The following is a 20,452-nucleotide window of genomic DNA, read 5'->3' on the forward strand; positions in this document are numbered from 1 at the left end:
ATGTCAGGGTGCACAGGCCCCTCGGGAGCCCTCGCGTTCCGCGGGGGTAGGCTTCGCCCCGGGGGACCGCCACATGGACAGGGACTGTGCTCGGGCGCGTCTGTCCGATCCGCACAAAGGGGCTGACAACACGTGACCTTGCGCGACAACCTGCGCCGCCTGCTGGTCAGGTTCTATGCACGCAGGGTGGAAGGCCACCTCGATCACGACCAGGTGCCCAAGCACATCGGCGTCATCATGGACGGCAACCGCCGCTGGGCGAAGGCCGCCGGCTCCACCACCGCCCAGGGACACCGGGCCGGAGCGGACAAGATCGAGGAATTCCTCGGCTGGTGCTCCGAGACCGATGTCGAGGTCGTCACCCTGTGGCTGCTGTCCACCGACAACTTCGACCGCCCGCAGGAGGAGCTCGGTCCGCTCCTCGGCATCATCGAGGGCGTCGTCCGCACGCTGGCGGCCGACGGCCGCTGGCGGGTGCACCACGTCGGGACGCGGGACATCCTGCCGTCCCCGATGCAGTCGGCCCTCAAGGAGGCCGAGGAGGCCACCGCCCATGTCGAGGGGATAGTCGTCAACGTCGCCATCGGCTACGGCGGCCGCCAGGAGATCGCCGACGCGGTGCGCTCGATGATCCTCGACGCGGCCGACAAGGGGACCTCGATGGAGGACCTCGCGGACCGCGTCGACGTCGACCTGATCGGCAAGCACCTCTACACCGGTGCCCAGCCCGATCCGGACCTGGTGATCCGCACCAGCGGCGAGCAGCGGCTGTCCGGATTCATGCTCTGGCAGACCGCCCACTCCGAGTACTACTTCTGCGAAGTCTTCTGGCCGGCCTTCCGCAAAGTCGACTTCCTGCGCGCCCTGCGCGACTACGCGGCGCGACACCGTCGTTACGGAGGCTGAATTCCGGGGTGCCCCGTGCTGCGCGGGGCACCCCGTGGGGACGTACGTCATCGGGAGTTAACGAACGCGCCGTCATATGCCGTGGCATGGCTTCGCTGGTTCGAGGGCATAAGCCTTGCAGGTCGATGCCCGAACCACGGGTGTCGTATCTCAGCGGACGGCTCGGGGCCGTCCGCCCGGGAGGCCCTTTGCACCAGCCCGACCGTGCGGTCAGTACGGACGAAGCGGAGGGCCGGTTTTCGGCCCGTGCATCGGTGCCGGCAACCGGTCCAGATCTCCTTCGTCGCTCCCCGACCTCATCCGAGGGGGTACGTCCTTCCGTGGTGACCAGCACAAAGCGCCGCAAGCCAGACCGGCGCACCTATGTTCTCGACACCAGCGTCCTGCTGGCCGACCCGAATGCCCTGAGCCGCTTCGACGAGCACGAAGTCGTGCTTCCGATCGTCGTGGTCACGGAGCTGGAGGCCAAGCGGCACCATCCCGAACTCGGCTACTTCGCCCGGCAGGCCCTGCGCCTGCTCGACGAGTTCCGGGTCCGGCACGGCCGCCTCGACTCCCCGATTCCCGTCGGGGAGCTCGGCGGGACGGTTCGGGTCGAGCTCAACCACTCGGACCCCAGCGTCCTGCCCAGCGGGTACCGCCTGGGGGACAACGACTCCCGCATCCTCGCGGTCGCCCGCAACCTGCAGGCCGAGGGATACGACGTCACCGTCGTCTCGAAGGACCTGCCGCTCAGGATCAAGGCGTCCTCCGTGGGTCTCCTCGCCGAGGAGTACCGCGCGGAGCTCGCCATCACGGGCTCCTCCGGCTGGACCGGAATGTCCGAACTGAGCCTGGCCGGCGAACAGGTGGACATCCTCTTCGAGGAGGGACACGTCCATGTCCCCGAAGCGGCCGGTCTGCCGGTCCACACGGGTCTGACGATCCAGTCGGAGCGCGGCAAGGCCCTAGGCCGTGTCACCGCCGACGGCGACGTCCGGCTCGTACGCGGCGATCGTGAGGCGTTCGGCATCAAGGGCCGCAGTGCCGAGCAGCGCATCGCGCTCGATCTGCTGCTCGACCCGGACATCGGGATCGTGTCGATGGGCGGCCGGGCCGGCACCGGCAAGTCCGCGCTCGCGCTGTGCGCGGGCCTGGAGGCCGTCCTCGAACGCCGCCAGCACCAGAAGGTGATGGTCTTCCGGCCGCTGTACGCGGTGGGCGGGCAGGAGCTCGGCTATCTGCCCGGCTCCGAGTCCGAGAAGATGAGCCCCTGGGCCCAGGCGGTCTTCGACACGCTCTCCGCGGTCACCAGCCGCGAGGTCATCGAGGAGGTCACCGCGCGCGGCATGCTGGAGGTCCTGCCGCTCACGCACATCCGCGGCCGCTCGCTCCACGACGCGTTCGTGATCGTGGACGAGGCCCAGTCCCTGGAACGGAACGTCCTGTTGACCGTTCTGTCCCGGATCGGGGCCAATTCACGGGTCGTTCTGACCCATGACGTGGCACAAAGGGACAATCTGCGCGTCGGGCGCTATGACGGAGTGGTCGCCGTCGTAGAGAAGTTGAAGGGCCATCCGCTCTTCGCGCACGTCACGCTGAATCGTTCCGAGAGGTCCCAGATTGCGGCACTCGTGACCGAAATGCTGGAGGACGGGCAGATCTGATCCCGGCTGTCCCACCTGGTCAAAGGGTGGTGGATACACGCTGGTTGGCGCCGTCCGGCAAAGGCGAAGAGCCTAGCCGGGCGGCGTCTTGCTGCGCTGGCGTTTCCAGGAAACAGCTGAGGCAAACGGGGTGTGAGCTTTCACACGCGACACGGAATTGCCGTGCGGAGCCGGGTTACGGCTAAAGTCTCATTCCTGTCAGGCCCCGCATACGACACAGCCGTACCCCCAGCGGTACGGCAACACCGGAACCTCAGAACTCCATAGAGCCGTCGTATGCCGCCCGCGCACCACGCGGCGCTCCCCCAGCGGGAGTTGCCCACCGGGCCCGTGTCTCCCCGTGACCCCGCAGTTGGGAGGCCAGCGCCGAGGGGCACGATTGCGTCCGCGAGGGTCACCTAAACGGGCGATGCTGGAAGGAAACCGTGTGAGCCGGATTTCGGTCCGGGGATTCGCAGTGGCTTCGGCCACCGCGGTCACCGCCGTCGGAAGCGTGGTCGGAGTTGCCTCGGGCAGCGTCGCCCAGCCCTCGAACGATGCCGAGGCGACGGCGAGCGACTCGACTCTCCTCGCTGACATACCTGCGGGCCAGCAGGCCCAGGTGCAGACCGCGTCCCTGACGCAGCAGGCCGACGCCCAGGCCATCGCGGCCGACGCGAGCGCCAAGAAGGACGCCGAGGCAGCCGCCCGCAAGCAGGCGGCCGACGACGCGGTCGCGAAGCAGAAGGCCGCGGCCAAGGCCGAGCAGGCAGCCAAGGAGCGCGAGGAAGCCGAGAAGGCAGCCAGCCGCTCCGCGACGCGTGACGCCTCCAGCTTCTCGGTCCAGTCCTCGTACAGCGTCGCCCAGATCCAGGCGATGGCGGCCCAGATGGTGCCGAGCGGTCAGTTCCAGTGCTTCAGCAACATCGTGAACCACGAGTCGAGCTGGAACTACCACGCTGTCAACGCCTCTTCGGGTGCCTACGGCCTCTTCCAGGCCCTGCCCGCGGGCAAGTACGCGTCCGCCGGGTCCGACTGGCAGACCAATCCGGCCACCCAGATCAAGTGGGGCCTGAGCTACATGAACGGCCGGTACGGCAGCCCCTGTGAGGCATGGTCGTTCTGGCAGGCCAACCACTGGTACTAGTTCCACGCCGTACGCCGGCGGCTCAACCTTGCGAAGCCCCTCCCCGTCCTAGGGGGAGGGGCTTCGGCCATGTACGGTCGGACCCGACGACTCCAGGGGGGAGTGGTGGGGAGCAGCGGGGGAAGAGGACGCATCATGTCGCGTGTACCAGGATGGCTCGGCCGGATCGGCGCCGGGCTCACCGAGCTCGGCGAGCGGCTGGACGAGCGCCGCGCCGAGGTCGAGTTGGAGACGCAGGGCCCCCTCGACGGCGAGGACGGCCTCGACACGCCCACCCCCCTCGACGCACCCGGCACCCTCCCGCGGGCTCCCGGGACCCCCGACGACCCGACGGTGGACGCCGACGCCTCCGCGCTGCCGGTCCAGCGCCCCTCCGAGGAGACGGCCGCGGCGCCCGTCCACGCGGTACCGCTCCACCACCGCCCCGACCCCGCCCTCGCCGTGCCGTGGGGAGTGCGGGTCGCCGCCGAGGCCGGCTGGCGGCTGCTCATCCTCGCGGGCACCGTCTGGGTGCTGATGCGGGTCATCAGCGCCGTGCAGCTCGTCGTCCTCGCCTTCGTGGCCGCGCTGCTCATCACCGCGCTGCTCCAGCCCACGGTGGGCCGGCTGACACGTCACGGGGTGCCGCGCGGGCTCGCCACGGCGCTCACCGCGATCCTCGGCTTCGTCATCATGGGGCTGGTCGGCTGGTTCGTGGTCTGGCAGGTCCAGGAGAACATCGACAACCTCTCCAACCAGATCCAGGACGGCATCGACGAGCTGCGCAAGTGGCTCCTCAAGGGCCCGTTCCATGTGACGGACAAGCAGATCAACGAGATCGCGAAGAACCTCCGCGAGGCGATCGGCGCGAACACGGACCAGATCACGTCCGCGGGCCTCCAGGGTGTGACGGTGATCGTCGAGGCGCTGACGGGCATCCTGCTCACGATGTTCTCGACCCTCTTCCTGCTCTACGACGGCAAGCGGATCTGGGAGTGGTCGCTCAAGCTCGTCCCGGCCGCCGCCCGGACCGGGGTCGCGGGCGCGGGCCCGCGCGCGTGGCGCACGCTCACCGCCTACGTCCGCGGCACGGTGATCGTCGCCCTGATCGACGCGACCTTCATCGGCCTGGGCATCTATTTCCTCAAGGTCCCGATGGCCGTGCCGCTCGCCGTCTTCATCTTCCTCGGCGCGTTCATCCCGCTGGTGGGCGCGGTGATCTCCGGGGCGCTGGCCGTGGTGGTCGCGCTGGTGACCCAGGGCGTCTTCGCCGCCGTCATGACACTCGTCGTGGTCCTCGCCGTCCAGCAGATCGAGGGCCACATCCTCCAGCCCTTCATCCTGGGCCGCGCGGTCCGCGTCCATCCCCTCGCGGTCGTCCTGTCGGTCGCCGCCGGAGGCATGGTCGCGGGCATCGGCGGAGCGGTCGTCGCCGTCCCGCTGGTCGCGGTGACCAACACGGTGGTCGTCTACCTGCGGTCGTACGCGGCCGAAGCGGATCTGCGCCACGCCCCCGAGCCCCGCGGAGCCACCGCCGTGGACGCGTCCCCGGCCCACCGGCTGACGCCGTAGCGGCCGCACTCGCGCAGCAGAACGCGCAGGACCCCGCCCGGCGTGAACGCGCAGGGCCGGCCCGGCGTGAACGCACCGGGTTCCACTCATCGTGAACGCACAGGGCCCCGCCCACCGTGAAGGTGAGCGGGGCCCTGAGAGTTCGAGCGGGTTGCACGCCGCGCAAGCCGCGCACGCCGCTCGGGCGCGCGAGGACTACTCGGCGAGGACCGCCTCGGCGTCCAGCGTGGCGCCGACAGCCTGGAGCACAGACGCGATCTTGAACGCCTCCTGGATCGTCTCCCGGTCGACGCCCGCCTTGCGGAGCACCTGCTCGTGGGAGTCGAGGCACTGCCCGCAGCCGTTGATCGCGGAGACGGCGAGCGACCACAGCTCGAAGTCGACCTTCTCCACACCCGGGTTGCCGATGACGTTCATCCGCAGACCGGCCCGCATCGTCCCGTACTCCGGGTCGGACAGCAGGTGCCGCGTCCGGTAGAAGACGTTGTTCATCGCCATGATCGCGGCGGCCGACTTGGCGGCCGTGTACGCCTCGGGCGACAGCCGGTCCTTCGCCTCGGGCTCCAGCTCACGCAGCACGCGCGGGGAGCGCGAGGCGATGGCGCAGGCCAGGACGGTGCCCCACAGCTGCTGCTGCGGAAGGTCGCTGTTGCCGATCACCGAACCGAGGTTCAGGCGCAGGTCCTTGGCGTAGTCCGGTATGGCGGACTTCAGTTCGTCGAGAGCCATGGAAGGTCACTCACCGGCCAGGAGGGCGACCGGGTCGAGGGTGGTCTCGCCCTTGGTCCAGTTGCACGGGCAGAGCTCGTCCGTCTGGAGAGCGTCCAGGACCCGCAGCACCTCCTTGGGGTTACGGCCGACGGAGCCGGCGGTCACCATGGAGAACTGGATCTCGTTGTTCTGGTCGACGATGAAGACGGCACGCTTGGCGAAGCCGTCCTCGCCCTCGATGCCGAGGTCGCGCATGAGCTCGTGCTTCGAGTCGGCCATCATCGGGAAGGGCAGGTCACGCAGGTCGTCGTGGTCCTTGCGCCAGGCGTGGTGCACGAACTCGGAGTCGCCGGAGAAGCCCAGCACCTGAGCGTCACGGTCGGCGAACTCGTCGTTCAGCTTGCCGAACGCCGCGATCTCGGTCGGGCACACGAAGGTGAAGTCCTTGGGCCACGCGAAGACGATCTTCCACTTGCCCTCGTAGGTCTTGTGGTCGATCTGCTCGAACTCCTGGCCCTTCTCCAGCGAGACGCAGGCGGTCAGGTCGAACGTGGGGAACTGGTCACCGACAGTGAGCACAAACTCTCCTAGCAGCAAGGGGCAGCCCTTTTTGGGGGCGTTTCCCTAGGGGGTGGACGACCTCGATCGTGGCACAGGCAGTATTGATTCGGGAAATAGCTACACTTGGTCGTGTTGATCGAGTACGGCTATCAGTGACGTCCGGTGAACCCACCCGGAGCGAGAGGCGAGGCCATGGCGAGCCCCACCGGCAGGGCGGGCGGCAAGGGCGGCGGGCGCCGCAGCCCCAGCCTCGCGCAGCTGCGCGCCTTCACCGCCGTCGCCGAGCATCTGCACTTCCGGGACGCGGCCGCCGCGATCGGCATGAGCCAGCCCGCCCTGTCCGGCGCCGTGTCCGCCCTGGAGGAGACCCTCGGGGTGATCCTGCTGGAGCGTACGACCCGCAAAGTGCTGCTGTCGCCCGCCGGTGAGCGTCTGGCCGTACGCGCCAAGGCCGTGCTGGCCGAGGTCGGCGCGCTGATGGAGGAGGCGGAGGCCGTACGCGCGCCGTTCACGGGAGCGCTGCGCCTCGGTGTCATCCCCACCGTCGCCCCCTACCTCCTGCCGACCGTCCTGCGTCTCGTCCACGACCGTTACCCCGACCTCGACCTCCAGGTGCACGAGGAGCAGACGGCCAGCCTGCTGGAGGGCCTGACGGCCGGCCGGCTCGACCTGCTGCTGCTCGCGGTCCCCCTCGGTGTGCCCGGTGTCCTCGAACTCCCCTTGTTCGACGAGGACTTCGTGCTGGTGACCCCGCTCGGCCACGGGCTCGGCGGGCGGGAGGGCATTCCGCGCGAGGCGCTGCGGGAACTGCGTCTGCTGCTGCTCGACGAGGGTCACTGCCTGCGCGACCAGGCGCTCGACATCTGCCGTGAGGCCGGGCGCGCGGACGCCCCCGTGACCACCACCGCCGCGGGCCTGTCGACCCTCGTCCAGCTGGTCGCCGGCGGTCTCGGGGTGACCCTGCTGCCGCGTACCGCGGTCAAGGTGGAGACCACCCGCAGCGATCAGCTCCTCACCGGGTACTTCGCGGACCCGGCGCCCACCCGGCGGATCGCGCTCGCGATGCGGTCGGGCGCCGCGCGGAGCACGGAGTACCAGGAGCTGGCGGAGGCCCTGCGGGGGGCTCTGCGCCCGCTGCCCGTCAGGGTGTTGGACGCCGAGGTCTGAACTGCCGTGCACAGTCGGTCGATTGAGCGACCGATGATGTCCTTCGGGAGCCGGGATATTTCAACTTCCGTCAGGTAGTGCGACTCTCGCTGGGATATCCGCCCCGGCTGATACACATACCTCCTCAGGGTGAATCGTCAGGCGTCTGTGCGAAGTGCCGGAAGTTCCAAGGGGAGTGATGTCGGGCATTCGGGATTCCCTTGGCAGGGTCGGATACGACCTGCTGTCACGCGCGCTGAGCGAATGCCAGAGCACACGGGTGACGGGAAAACTACGGGTGTCCGGAAAGCCCGGAGGAGTCTTCCATCTCCGTGACGGCTGCGTCGTCGCCGTCGAGAGTCCGGGTGCCCCGGGTGCCGAGGCCCGGCTGCTGCGCTCCGGCCGCGTCAGCGGTGAACAGTGGGCCGGACTGCTCCGCGAGGCCGACGGCAGCCGGTGGCCCGAGGCCGGGCTGATCGCGCACGGCTACGCGGGGGCCGCACAGCTCCGGGTCGTCTGCATGATGGCGATGCAGGACGCGGCCTTCGCCGTCGTGGCCGGTGACGTGGAGGCGTGCGACCCGCTCGACGCCGCCTTCGAGCCGTACGCGCCGGTCGCCCTCGGAGAGGCTCCGGGGCGGCTGCTCCAGGACGCGGCGAGGAAGCTCGCGGCGGTCGCCGCCCTGCCGTGGCCCGTACGGCCGGACCGGGAGCGCCCCGTGCCGGCCGCGGTGCCGGACGAGATACGCGAGCAGCTCCCGCCACCGCAGAAGGAGTTGCTGGCCCACGCCGACGGCCGCCGGACCGCCCGTGACATCGCCTTCGCGACCGGCCTCGGCGCCTACACCGTCACGGTGGGGATGGCCCGCATGCTCGGCGAGGGGCTGCTGGAACTGCCGGCGGAGCCCGACTCCGCCACCCGCGTCACCGTGCGGGACCTGCCGACCGGAGCGCTCCGGCAGCGGCCCGCCGGCGCCCCGCCCGCCCTGGACCCCGAGGTGTTCTCCGCCCTGTCCTCCGCGGTGGCCGCCGGAGAGTCCGCGGCACCCGGGCCCCGGCCGGACCCCGGCCCGCCACCGGAGGCGATCGCTCCGTCCCTGCCCCGCAGAGACCCCGGCGCGCATGCCCCGTCGCTGCCCCGCCGTGATCCCGGAGCGAGCGGAATAACCGAAACCCTCGCCCCCGAAAGGGCCGGGGCGAGCTGGAAAGGATTCTTCCGGCTGCGGCACCGGATCTGGACCCCGGACTCCGGAACGTGAAACCGAAATACCTGTCAACGATCACATGCGCATCATCAGGGAGTTCGATAAATGAATCACGAGGCATTGGCCAGGGAAATGAGGGAACTCCGGGAACAGGTTCCCGGAATCACCGATACGGCGGTGGCGGCCGCCGACGGAATGCTCATCGCGGCCGACACCGCCGACACCATCGAACCGGAGAGCCTCGCCGCGATCGCCGCCGCGGGCCTCGGTATCGCGCGCCGCGCGACCGCGGTCACCGGCCGGGGCGCGTTCCGTCAGACCGTGACCTACGGCAGCCAGGGGCTCGCGGCCTTCTACGCGGTCGGCGACACCGCGCTGATGATCGTCCTCGGCGACGAGGGCATCGACCTCGAACGACTCCACGAGCACACCCGGCCGGCTCTCGGCCGCATCGGATCGATCCTCACCGGGGCCGGCCCCGGTCCGCTCCCCGAACCTCCCGCCGTACCCGACGCTGTCGTCGGAGCCGTGACCGAGACCGCAACCGAAGGGGTATGACGACATGGCCAGCAAGCGAATGACGCCGGGGTTCTCCGACCAGATCATGGGCCTGGTCAAATCACTGCGCACCGACGCTCCGGACTGCCTCGCCTCCGGAGCGGTCGACATGTCGACCGGAATGCTGCTGAGTTACGAGACCGTCGACAACCATCCGCCGGAGGTCCTGGACCTGCTCGCGGGCGCGACCCTCGACCTGTTCCAGGGGCGTACGGTCCAGATGATCGAGGACGTCTTCAAGGAACGGCGCGGCATCGAGTCCGACGCGCACTTCTTCCAGGAGATCCTGGTCAACAGCGACAACCTCACCCATCTGTTCGTGCGGATGAACGACAGTCAGGACGTGGTCGCCGTGGTCGTCTGCCGCAAGGCGGTCAACGTGGGCATGCTCTTCGCGCAGGTCCGCCGCGTGGTGAAGGAGTACAGCCTCTGAACGCGGACCGGTGGCCCTCCCGGTCGGGGAGGGCCACCGGCGGCGGCACGGCAGACCGTGTCACCGGCGTGGCACGGCAGGCCGCGGACCGCGCCCCGCCGCGTTCGTCCGGCGCCCTATTCCGTGCGCAGCCCGTCCGGCCGCATCAGCCGGATCAGCGGCGGCAGGCTGAGCAGGGTCACCAGGAGCACGACACCCGCGCCGATGCCGGTCATCGACAGCACGCTCGCCCAGTCCACGCTCACCGCGGTGTCCGTCATCCTGAGCAGGACCGTGCCGAGGGTGAGGCCCACGGCCATCGCGAGGGCGAGCCCCAGGGTGATCGGGATCGCGGTCTGCCACAGCACCGACATGCTCAGCGTGCGGCGCCGGGTGCCGAAGGCGACCAGCGCCGACAGCAGCTTCCTGCGCTCCCGGAGCTGCTCCAGCTGGGAGACCAGCAGGCTCGCGCCGATCAGAACGAGGACGCAGGCCGCCCCGACGGACAGTCCGGTACGGATCGACGTGAACTTCCCGGCCTCGGTCGTCACCGTCCAGGTGTTGGCCTCGGTCCGCGGGTCGATCCGCGCCGCGCTGTTGCGGACGAGTTCACGGACGTCCGGCACCGATTCGTCGAGCTGGAGATAGACCGTCCCGTGCACGGCGGACGCGGCCGGCTCGGGCAGCGCCCCGGGCGTGAACAGGAAGCCGCCGCGTTCGTCGCCCGAAGGGTCCTTGCGCGAGCCCGCCCGCTTGATGTCCTTCGGCACCGTCCAGGGGATCTCCTCGCCCTTGAAGTAGGAGCCGTTGGACGGGTCGAGGTAGAGCTTGGTACCGGCCTTGTCGAGTGCCGCGGTGTTCTCGTCCCACTCCGCGTTCTCGACAGCGAAGATGTCGCCGTCCTCGCAGGAGGGCAGCCTGGCCGTCTCCCGCAGGGCCGCGCAGTCGCCGACCGTCACGCTCGACTCGTGCTCGGGTTCGTCGCGCCGGTCGCCCAGATCGCTCCGTCCGAGGGCCGTCGCCCGCGTGACCCCCCTGGTCCCCGACAGCTCCCGGACCGCCTTGTCCATCGTCACCTTGTCCGGCACGTTGACGGACATCTGGGCCCGGGTGAGATCGGTCTTGTTGACCTTCGTGTAGTCGCTGTCGACCCCGGCGAACAGCATCTGCAGGGCTATCGCGCCGGCCACCGCCACCGCGATGCCGTTGACCAGACGGGCCGCCGAGCCACTGTTCAACTGGAGCCTGCGGACGGCCAGTTGCCAGGCGACGCCACCGGAGTTCAGCCGGGCCACGACCGCCTCGACCACCCAGGGCAGCAGCGCGGTGATGCCGACCAGGATCAGCATGACGCCGCCGACGACGAGGTATTCGTTGAAGTCGCCGCCCGTCCGCCCCTGCCCGATCATCGGGTAGAGCATCGCGAGGCCTGCCAGCGGCAGCAGCAGCCGCCACCACAGCCGGCGCCGCGAGGGCCGTGCCGTACGCACCACGCCGAGCGGTTCGATCACGACGCCGCGCAGCGCGAAGAGCGTGACCGCGACCGCGGCGGCCGGGACCGCGAGGGCCACCAGCGCCACCAGGGCGGGCGCCGGATTGAGGTCGCCCGGGAAGACGCTGATCCTGAAGAGCATGATCAGGCCCGCGAGCTGGCGCCCGATCAGGAAGAACCCGGCGCCGAGGAGCAGTCCGACCAGGGCCCCGGCCAGCGCCTCGCCCGCCGCGATGCGCCGGGTCATCCGCCCGTCCGCGCCGACCAGCCGCAGCGCCGCCAGCCGCCGGTCGCGCCGCTCACCGCCGAACCGTACGGCCGCCGCGATGAAGACGCCGACCGGCATCAGCAGCACCACGAAGACGATCAGCACGAGCAGCAGCAGGACGGGGTCCATCGCCTCGGACCGCTCCTCGGAGCCGAACGAGTCGATGCGCTCGACCCGGCCGGTGCTCAGCGGGCCGGCGGTCAGGCCCTCGGCGCCCGCGTAGTAGGCGAGTTCATGCGGATCGGCGAGCCCGCTGTCGGCGATCGTGCCGCTGACACGGCGGTTGAGCCGCTCACGCAGGAGCTTGCCCCCGGGTGACTTCAGCAGCCGGTCGAGAGCGGGGGAGACGATCATGTCGCCGACCGCCGGGAACGTGGACACGCCCGGCGGCAGCGGTGCGCGGGCCCCCTCGGATTCGAGCAGCCGGCCGCGTACGTCCTCGTCGCGGAAGGTGGTGCCCACGTTGGCGACGAGCAGCGTACGGTCGGACTTCTTCTTGATCGTCGAGCTGTACGTGATGTCGGTGCGGGCGGCCTCCCGGCGGTGCCGTGCGTCCAGCGCGCTCGGGATCGCCGTGGTGAGCAGCAGCAGCGCCACGCCGAGACCGACCCCGACGGCCGTCAGCAGGACCCGTACCCAGGCCTCACGGCCTCCGGTCACCGCGAACCTGGCACCCATGGCGAGGTCGCGGGACCACTGGCGGGCACTCATACGATCCGCTCCATGTCCCTGGACCTGCCGTCGCGTACGACGACCTCGCGGTCCGAGTACGCGGCCACGCGCGCCTCGTGCGTGACGAGCACGACGGCGGCGTTCGTCGAGCGGGCCGCCTCGGTCAGCAGCTCCATCACGCGCTCGCCGTTGAGGGAGTCGAGCGCGCCGGTCGGCTCGTCGGCGAACAGCACCCGAGGGCTGGTGACCAGCGAACGGGCGACGGCCACCCGCTGTCCCTGACCTCCGGAGACCTCACCGGGCCGCTTGCCCCTGAGGTCGTCGACCTCCAGCCGCTCCATCCAGGACAGCGCGGTGCGCTCGGCCTCCCTGCGGCCCGTGCCGTTCAGCCGCAGCGGCAGCGCGACGTTCTCGACACAGCTCAGCTCCGGTACGAGCTGGCCGAACTGGAAGACGAACCCGAACGCGGAGCGGCGCAGCGCACTGCGCTGGGCGTCGTTCATCGTCGCCATCTCGCGGCCGTCGTACGTGATCGAGCCGGAGTCGGGTGTGACGATGCCGGCGAGGCAGTGGAGCAGGGTGGACTTGCCGGAGCCGGAGGGGCCCATCACGGCGACGACCTCGCCGGGGTGGATGGAGAAGTCGGCACCGTCCAGCGCGGTGGTCGGGCCGTACGTCTTGCGCAGCTCCGAGGCGGTGAGCAGGGAGCCCGGGGGAGGAGTGGCCGCCGTCATCGGGCCGTCACCGCCTCGGCGAGCCGGTCGAGGCGCGCGGCCGTCAGTTCCAGCCACCGCAGGTCTGCCTCCAGGTGGAAGAGGGCGTGGTCGCAGATCAGCTGATCGGCCAGATCGCCCTTCCGCTTGCGTTCGGTCAGCATGCGCATCATCCGCAGATGCTCCGAACGCTGGGTGTCGAGGAGCTCGCTCGCGTCCCGGTGGGTCAGCAGGGCGAGGACGACCTTCGTGTACAGGGTCGACTGGAGGTACGGCTCGGGTTTCTCCGGCGTCGCGAGCCAGCGCCGCACGTCGGTGACGCCGGCTTCGGTGATCGCGTACCGCTTGCGCTCGGGCCCGTCGCCCGCCTCGATCCCGTCGAGCTCGACGAGCCCGTTCTTCAGCAGCCGCGACATCGTCGAATAGACCTGGCCGTAGTGCAGTGGCCGGTCGTGACCGAATTTCTCGTCGAAGGCCCGCTTCAGGTCGTAACCGTGGCGCGGCCCGGACTCCAGGAGCCCTAGAAGGGTGTGACCGATGGACATGCCCAGCACTCTACACACGGCGTATACACCGCGTGTATACGCCGTGCGTACAGGTCGCGGGAGAGGTGGCCCTGGCATAGGGAACCGGCTGGTCACGGCCGATTGTCACGGTTCTGGAACCGTCCGGCCGCTCCTCCCGCACGCGGGGCGCCCGCCCTCCCGGACCCGGCCCCCCGCCCTCCCGGACCCGGCCCCCCGCCCTCCCGCACCCGGAGCGGCGCCCTCCCTGGCCAGGGCGCCGCCCGCACGGACCCGGGGAGTGCGCGGCACGGCGGGAACCCGGTCCGCGCTCCCGTCGTGCGCTGTTCGTCGTCTCACTTTGTCCCGTCCCGGCAACCTTCCGGCCTCTCCGCACGTCGGACTCAGTGGGGCGGTGCCAAGGGCGTGCTGATTGTCACGTCCGGAAAAGGCCGGATCGGCGCCCCTTTGTCATAGCGCGCGGTGTTAGCTTTCTGAGCTGACCTGACCGGCGAACTTGTGTGCCACACGAGAATGAAGCGGAGCGGATCGACCCATGGGACGAGCTGAAGAGAGACGAGCGCGGCAGGTGCAGGGCCGCCGCGCGGCGCCCCAGCGTTCGTCCGGGCACGAGTCGCCGGGCTCCGGGCCCGGCACGAAGGCCGACGGCAAGAAGCCCCGCCGCACCGGCATACGCCGGTTCGTGAACTGGAAGACGATCCTCGGGACGTTCTTCGGCTTCTGCCTGCTCGGCATGGGCGCCTTCATCGTGCTCTACATGGTCGTGTCGGTGCCCGAGGGCAACGCCGCCGCCAAGCGCCAGAGCAACATCTACAAGTACAGCGACGGCTCGATGCTCGGGCGCAGCGGCAAGGTCAACCGCGAGATAGTCGACCTGGCCAAGGTGCCCAAGAGCGTCCAGAAGACGTTCGTCGCCGCCGAGAACAAGAGCTTCTACAGCGACTCCGGCATCGACCTCAAGGGCACCGCCCGAGGCCTGATCAACACCCTCTCCGGCAAGGGCAAGCAGGGTGGTTCGACGATCACCCAGCAGTACGTCAAGAACTACTACCTCAGCCAGGACCAGACCGTCACGCGCAAGCTGAAGGAAATGGTCATCTCGCTGAAGGTGGACCGCAAGAAGTCCAAGGACGACATCCTCGCGGGCTACATCAACACCAGCTACTACGGCCGCAACGCGTACGGCATCCAGGCCGCGGCGCAGGCCTACTACCGCGTCGACGCCGAGGACCTCTCGGTCGCGCAGGGCGCCTACCTCGCCTCGCTGCTCCAGGCTCCGAGCCAGTACGACTGGGCGGTCGCCTCGAAGACCGGCAAGAAGCTCGTCGAGGCCCGCTGGAACTACACCCTCGACAACATGGTCGAGCAGCACTGGCTCGACTCGGGCAAGCGCGCGGCCATGAAGTTCCCGGTCCCCAAGGACCCCAAGGGCGCGCCCGGCATGGAGGGCCAGACCGGCTATCTGGTGGAGCAGGCCAACGACGAGCTGGCCAAACAGCTTGTCGCGCAGGGCACCGCCGAGGACCTGGACGACGCCAAGGCCCTGCTCACCGCGGGCGGCTGGACCATCACGCTCAACGTGGACAAGAAGAAGCAGGCCCTGCTGGAGAAGACGGTCAAGGAGCAGCTCACCAGCAAGCTGGACCCGAAGAAGCGCAAGGTCGACGCCGACATCCAGGCCGGCGCCGTGTCGGTCGACCCCAAGACCGGCAAGGTCCTCGCGATGTACGGCGGCAAGGACTACTTCAAGCACTACTTCAACAACGCGACGCGCCGTGACTACCAGGCCGCCTCGACGTTCAAGCCGATGATCCTCGCGGCCGCCCTCGAGGAGAAGGCCAAGACGCACTCCGGGCAGCCGATCACCGCGAACACGATCTACGACGGAACCAACCGCCGTCCCGTGGTGGGCAGCGACATCGGGTTCGCACCGCCGAACGAGGACGAGCACAGCTACGGCCCCGTCACCGTGCAGACCGCGATGAACAAGTCCATCAACTCCGTCTTCGCGCAGATGGGCGTCGACGTCGGCATGGACGAGGTGCTGAAGGTCGCGGGCAAGCTCGGCATGCACACCAAGGGCCTCCAGGCGGTGCCCGCCCAGACCCTCGGCTCCATGGGCGCGAGCCCGCTGGAGATGGCCGGCGCGTACGCCACGCTCGACAACCACGGCAAGAAGGTCACTCCGGCGGTCGTCGCCAAGGCCGAGCACAAGGACACCACGGTCAAGATGCCGGACCCGATCGGCGAGCAGGTCATCAGCGAGGAGGCCGCCGACACGGTCACCTCGGTGCTGACCGGCGTGGTCGACGACGGTACGGCCCGCGTCTCCGTCCGGAACAACCCGTCCCGTGACGGCCAGCAGGTCGCCGGCAAGACCGGTACGTCCGACAACAACAGGTCGGCCTGGTTCACCGGCTACACGCCGAACCTGGTCACCTCGGTCGGCCTGTTCGGCGAGAACCCGAAGACCCAGGACCACGTCTCCATGAAGGGCGCCACGGGCCTCGTCCTGGAGGGCGGCCGTGTCAACGGCGGTGGCTACCCGGCGAAGATCTGGGCGGCCTACACGTTCGCGGCGATGGCGGGGAAGGTCACCGAGTTCGACCTGAACACCACGTCGGGCGCGGCGGTGGCGCCGACCGACCTGCCCACCGCCACCCAGACGCCGTCCAGCACGCCGTCGTCGACCCCGACCACCGAGGAACCGACGACGGAGCCGCCCACCACGAGCGCTCCGCCGACCCCCACGGACGAGCCGACGACGACCGAGCCGACGACGACGAGCCCGTCCACACCGACGAGTTCGCCCACCGACGGCGTCCCGGACAACCCGTTCGACCAGACCAGCCAGTAGCGGACGACAGCGGACGCGTGACAGAGGGGGCACCCGGAACTCCGGGTGCCCCCTCTGCCGAAGAGGCCGGCCGGTCCCCCACCCGGGGACCGGCCGGCCTTTCGGCGCTTCAGCCGTCGTCGACGTTCCGCGCGATCCGGTCGCCGGTCTCCTTGTCCACGTTGCGCCAGTACTGGAAGGCGCGCTCCTGCACCGGGCGGGTGACACCGGCCTTGAGATGCCCGCTGACGTTGCCCACCAGCCGGTCCCGGGCCGCGTCGTCCAGCACCTCGCGGACCATCGTGCCCGCCTGGCCCCAGTCGTCGTCCTCGCGGTGCGGCTTGCAGGCCTCGCGCACCAGCTCACCGGCGGTCTGCCAGCTCGCGGGGTCACCGAAGCGGCCTTCGTAGTCGGCCGCGGGGCCGCCGTAGGAGTTCGGCGCGTACGGGCGGGACGCCGTCGACGGCTCGTAGCGCATCGGGCCGTCCTTGGCGTACGAGTTCACCGGGGAGCGCGGCCGGTTGGGCGGCAGCTGGCTGTAGTTGGGGCCGATCCGGTAGCGGTGGGTGTCGGGGTACGAGAACAGCCGGCCCAGCAGCATCTTGTCCGGCGAGGGCCCGATGCCGGGCACCATGTTCGAGGGCTCGAAGGCGGCCTGCTCGATGTGGACGAAGTAGTCCTCGGGATTGCGGTCCAGGACCATACGGCCCACGTCGATCAGCGGGTAGTCCCCGTGCGGCCAGACCTTGGTCAGGTCGAACGGGTTGAACCGGTAGTCCGCCGCGTCCTCGAACGGCATGATCTGGACCTTCAGCGTCCAGCTCGGCGCGTCGCCGGACTCGATCGACTCGAACAGGTCACGGCGGTGCCTGTCCCCGTCCGTGCCCGCGAGCTCGTCGGCCTCCGCCTGGGTGAGGAAGTCGATGCCCTGGTCGGTCTTGAAGTGGTACTTCACCCAGAACCGTTCACCGCCGCCGTTGATCCACATGTAGGTGTGGGAGCTGTAGCCGTTCATGTGGCGGTACGTCTTCGGGATGCCCCGGTCGCCCATCAGCCAGGTCACCTGATGCGCCGACTCGGGCGAGAGGGTCCAGAAGTCCCACTGCATGTCGTTGTCGCGCAGCCCTGTCACCGGGTGGCGCTTCTGCGAGCGGATGAAGTCCTGGAACTTGATCGTGTCACGGACGAAGAAGACCGGGGTGTTGTTGCCCACCATGTCGTAATTGCCGTGCTCGGTGTAGAACTTCAGCGCGAAGCCGCGGGGGTCGCGCCAGGTGTCGGGCGAGCCCTGCTCACCGGCTACGGTCGAGAACCGCGCCAGCATGTCCGTGCGCCTGCCCGGCTGGAACAGATCCGCCCTGGTGAACTGACTGACGTCGTTGGTCACTTCGAAGAATCCGTACGCGCCACTGCCCTTGGCGTGCACCACCCGCTCGGGCACCCGCTCCCGGTTGAACTGCGCCATCTTCTCGATGAGGTAGTGGTCCTGGAGCAGGATCGGGCCGTCGGGGCCGACGGTGAGCGAGTGTTCGTCGCTCTCCACCGGAATCCCGACGTTGTTCGTGGTGTACGGAGCCTTCCGGGATGCCTGCGTCACGAGCGTCCTCCCGTCGGAGATGAGGTCGTCAGGTCGCTTCGCTCACCCCGGCAGTCAACGCCGCCGACATCATGTCGGCAACAGGGGACGGGTGCCGGCAGCGACCCGCCCGTACAGGCGCCTTCAGGCACCCGCATGAACGCCTCACAGGCACCCGGCACAGGCGGCACGGTCCGGCACCGGCACAGGCCCGTCAGGCACCCGCGCAGCCGCCGTCCGGCACCCGCACCGGCGCAGTTCGGCGCCGGCTCACCGGGGCGAGACCGGACGGGTACCCGGTCAGTTCCGGTTCAACTCGAACCAGACGACCTTTCCCGTACTCAGCCGGGTCGCCCCCCACCGCCGCGCCAGCCGGTTCACCAGGAACAGCCCGCGACCGCCCTCGTCCGTGGCCCGAGCCTGCCGCAGCCGCGGAAGCTGCGGCACGTCGTCGCCGACCTCACAGCGCAGGACATCCGTCCGCAGCAGCCGCAGTGTCACCGGCCGTGACGCGTACCGCACCGCGTTCGTCACGACCTCGCTGACCAGCAGCTCCACGGAGTCGGTCATGTCCTCCATGCCCCAGCGGGCCAGAGCCCGCCGGGCCAGACGCCGGGCCCGGCCGGGCGCCGCGTCCTCCGGCTCCAGGAACCAGTACGCGACATCGCTCGGCGCGATCCCGTCGAACCGCGCGGCGAGCAGCGCGATGTCGTCGTCCCGGTCACCCGGGCCGAGCATGTCGAGCACCTCGTCGCACAGTGCTTCCAGGGGCGGCGGATGATCCGGCCCGGTCAGCGCCGCGACCGCCGCGAGCTTCTCCCGCAGCTGCTCTATCCCGGTCCAGACGTCACGCAGCCGCGACTCGACCAGACCGTCCGTGTACAGCAGCAGCGTCGCCCCGGCCGGCGCGTCCAGCTCCACCGCCTCGAAGTCGACCCCGCCCACACCGATGGGGGCGCCCGGCGGCACCCGCAGCACCTCGGCCCGCCCGCCCAGATGCAGCAGCACCGGCGGCGGATGGCCCGCGTTGGCGATGGTGATCCGGTGCGACACCGGGTCGTAGACGGCGTAGAGACAGGTCGCCATGCGGTCGGTGCCGAGCCGCTGCGCCTGCTCGTCCAGGTGGTGCAGCACCTCCTGCGGCGGCAGATCGAGCCCCGCGAGGGTCTGCGCCGTCGTCCGCAGCTGGCCCATGATCGCCGCCGACGTCATGGAGTGGCCCATCACGTCACCGACGACCAGCGCGACCCGGCTGCCCGGCAGCGGGATCGCGTCGTACCAGTCACCGCCCACCCGGGCCGTCTCCGCGGCCGGCAGATACCGGGACGCCAGCCGGACCCCCGTGGGCCGCGGCAGCGTCTCGGGCAGCATCGTGCGCTGGAGCTCGTCGGCGATGTACGCCTCACGGCCGTACAGCACCGCCTTGTCGATACCGAGCGCGCTGTGCGTGGCGAGCTGCGCCGCCACCAGCAGGTCGTCCGCCTCGAAGGCGAGCCGCTCCGGCCGGCGCAGGAACAGCGCCGCCCCGATCACCCGGCGCCGGCCGCGCAGCGGCGCGAGGATCGCGCGCTGCCCGCTCGGCACCGGCAGATCGTCGCCGAGCAGCTCGGGCAGCGCGGCCCGCGCGGCGGGCGCGTCCGCGAACACCGGCCGCACCCCGCGCAGCACCTCGGCGAGGGCACCACCGGCGCGCACCTCGCACAGCTCGGCCGTCATCGCCGACAGCTCGTTGGGCTCCGGCCGCAGCGCGGGCAGGAAACCGCTCTCGGTGTCCCGCTCCTCGGGAATCCGGTCCGTGCGCCGCAACCGCAGCACCAGAGGACCCGTCGGCCGCTCGTCACCGACCGGCAGCGGGTCACGCAGATAGACGAGGATCGCGTCGGAGAAGGTCGGCACGGTCGCCCGGCACAGCCCCATCACGATCTCGTCGAGGTCGATGCCCCGGGCGATCCGCCGGGTCGCGGCGCCCACGAAGCGCAGCCGGTCCCCGTCCCGCCGCATAGGCATAGGTCCGCCCTGCGGCACACCTTGTCCGGTACGGCGGTCCTTGCCGCCGGATGCCCGCGAGGCCCGTCCCTGCTCGGCGTCCGGCTGGATCGGGATGCCCTCCGGCGCGGGCCGGGGGCGGTGGGTGTCGGGCTCGGTCGCCGAGGGCTGCGAATGCTCGGAGCCGGGCCCGGAGGAGACCGGCGAGGACGACGGCACGTCGGTGCCCGAGGACGCGGACGCGCCGAGGTCGGCGGACACCTGGCCGCCGGCCTTCCCGCGCTTGCCGCGAGGCCTGGGCGCACCCGAACCCCTCGGTGTGTCGCCCGTGCGGGCCTGTACCGGTAACGCGCCGGAACCCGGCAGCGGGGACGGCGGCTCGGAGGTACGTAGGAGCGCCCCGCGAGGGTCCGCGGGGGCGGGCGGCCGGCCGGCGCCGCTCTGCCGGCGCTCGTGCGAGGTGGGATGCTCCGTCACGCGTGTCGAGTCCATCCGTCCGGGGCTGCGCGCCGAGCGCGCAATTCTTCCCGCAGCCCCGATACCCGGAATGTGTGCCCCAGGAAC

16 protein-coding genes are annotated in these 20,452 nt (G+C 70.2%); 9 read left to right on the forward strand and 7 right to left on the reverse strand.

Going from position 1 to position 20,452, the window contains the following annotated elements; translation table 11 throughout:
* The first annotated feature begins 132 nt into the window (after positions 1–132).
* The 4 genes from OG410_RS26685 (at position 133) to OG410_RS26700 (ending at position 5,229) form a co-directional block, all read left to right on the forward strand.
* Entirely contained in the window at positions 133–906 is a 774-nt protein-coding gene (locus OG410_RS26685) for an isoprenyl transferase (protein ID WP_326785763.1), read from the forward strand.
* 320 nt (positions 907–1,226) lie between these two features.
* Entirely contained in the window at positions 1,227–2,552 is a 1,326-nt protein-coding gene (locus tag OG410_RS26690) for a PhoH family protein (RefSeq protein WP_328671181.1), read from the forward strand.
* Positions 2,553–2,979: 427 nt separating this feature from the next.
* Complete coding sequence (locus tag OG410_RS26695) at positions 2,980–3,678, forward strand: lytic transglycosylase domain-containing protein (protein WP_329301462.1); 699 nt, start codon at positions 2,980–2,982, stop codon at positions 3,676–3,678.
* Between the two features lie 135 nt (positions 3,679–3,813).
* Positions 3,814–5,229 (forward strand): AI-2E family transporter, encoded by a 1,416-nt coding sequence (locus OG410_RS26700; RefSeq protein ID WP_329301463.1) that lies wholly within the window; start codon positions 3,814–3,816, stop codon positions 5,227–5,229.
* Between the two features lie 195 nt (positions 5,230–5,424).
* Here OG410_RS26700 and OG410_RS26705 read toward each other — a convergent pair whose 3' ends face one another.
* Complete coding sequence (locus OG410_RS26705) at positions 5,425–5,958, reverse strand: alkyl hydroperoxide reductase (protein ID WP_326785759.1); 534 nt, start codon at positions 5,956–5,958, stop codon at positions 5,425–5,427.
* 6 nt (positions 5,959–5,964) lie between these two features.
* Positions 5,965–6,519, reverse strand: coding sequence for a peroxiredoxin (locus OG410_RS26710; RefSeq protein ID WP_328448706.1), 555 nt, complete (start codon positions 6,517–6,519; stop codon positions 5,965–5,967).
* A 174-nt stretch (positions 6,520–6,693) separates the two neighbouring features.
* Between OG410_RS26710 and OG410_RS26715 the strand changes: the two genes are divergently transcribed.
* The 4 genes from OG410_RS26715 (at position 6,694) to OG410_RS26730 (ending at position 9,842) form a co-directional block, all read left to right on the forward strand.
* Complete coding sequence (locus OG410_RS26715; protein WP_329301464.1) at positions 6,694–7,668, forward strand: LysR substrate-binding domain-containing protein; 975 nt, start codon at positions 6,694–6,696, stop codon at positions 7,666–7,668.
* A 277-nt stretch (positions 7,669–7,945) separates the two neighbouring features.
* On the forward strand, positions 7,946–8,905 hold the full coding sequence (locus tag OG410_RS26720; RefSeq protein WP_329301465.1) for a MarR family transcriptional regulator: 960 nt from the start codon (positions 7,946–7,948) through the stop codon (positions 8,903–8,905).
* A gap of 51 nt (positions 8,906–8,956) precedes the next feature.
* Positions 8,957–9,409, forward strand: a complete 453-nt coding sequence (locus tag OG410_RS26725; RefSeq protein ID WP_329301466.1) for a roadblock/LC7 domain-containing protein — start codon at positions 8,957–8,959, stop codon at positions 9,407–9,409.
* A 4-nt stretch (positions 9,410–9,413) separates the two neighbouring features.
* Positions 9,414–9,842: a hypothetical protein gene (locus OG410_RS26730; RefSeq protein WP_328448698.1), complete on the forward strand. Its 429-nt coding sequence runs from the start codon at positions 9,414–9,416 to the stop codon at positions 9,840–9,842.
* Positions 9,843–9,958: 116 nt separating this feature from the next.
* Here OG410_RS26730 and OG410_RS26735 read toward each other — a convergent pair whose 3' ends face one another.
* From OG410_RS26735 to OG410_RS26745, 3 genes are read right to left on the reverse strand one after another with little or no spacing between them, the layout of a single operon-like run.
* Entirely contained in the window at positions 9,959–12,292 is a 2,334-nt protein-coding gene (locus OG410_RS26735; protein WP_329301467.1) for an ABC transporter permease, read from the reverse strand.
* A complete protein-coding gene (locus tag OG410_RS26740; protein ID WP_328448694.1) occupies positions 12,289–12,987 on the reverse strand; it encodes an ABC transporter ATP-binding protein in 699 nt (232 codons plus the stop codon). Before OG410_RS26740 ends, OG410_RS26735 begins: the two co-directional genes overlap by 4 nt.
* Positions 12,984–13,511 carry a PadR family transcriptional regulator gene (locus OG410_RS26745; protein ID WP_329301468.1) on the reverse strand — a complete coding sequence of 176 codons (528 nt, stop codon included), beginning with the start codon at positions 13,509–13,511 and terminating at the stop codon, positions 12,984–12,986. Before OG410_RS26745 ends, OG410_RS26740 begins: the two co-directional genes overlap by 4 nt.
* 514 nt (positions 13,512–14,025) lie before the next feature.
* Between OG410_RS26745 and OG410_RS26750 the strand changes: the two genes are divergently transcribed.
* On the forward strand, positions 14,026–16,347 hold the full coding sequence (locus OG410_RS26750; RefSeq protein ID WP_329301469.1) for a transglycosylase domain-containing protein: 2,322 nt from the start codon (positions 14,026–14,028) through the stop codon (positions 16,345–16,347).
* 109 nt (positions 16,348–16,456) lie between these two features.
* On the opposite strand, the gene OG410_RS26755 is transcribed toward OG410_RS26750, so the two are convergent.
* Both OG410_RS26755 and OG410_RS26760 read right to left on the reverse strand, forming a co-directional pair.
* Positions 16,457–17,923, reverse strand: coding sequence for a catalase (locus OG410_RS26755; protein WP_329301470.1), 1,467 nt, complete (start codon positions 17,921–17,923; stop codon positions 16,457–16,459).
* 279 nt (positions 17,924–18,202) lie between these two features.
* Positions 18,203–20,380 (reverse strand): SpoIIE family protein phosphatase, encoded by a 2,178-nt coding sequence (locus OG410_RS26760; protein ID WP_329301471.1) that lies wholly within the window; start codon positions 20,378–20,380, stop codon positions 18,203–18,205.
* Positions 20,381–20,452: the final 72 nt, after the last annotated feature.

The organism is Streptomyces sp. NBC_00659, assembly GCF_036226925.1.
Classification (GTDB): Bacteria; Actinomycetota; Actinomycetes; order Streptomycetales; family Streptomycetaceae; genus Streptomyces.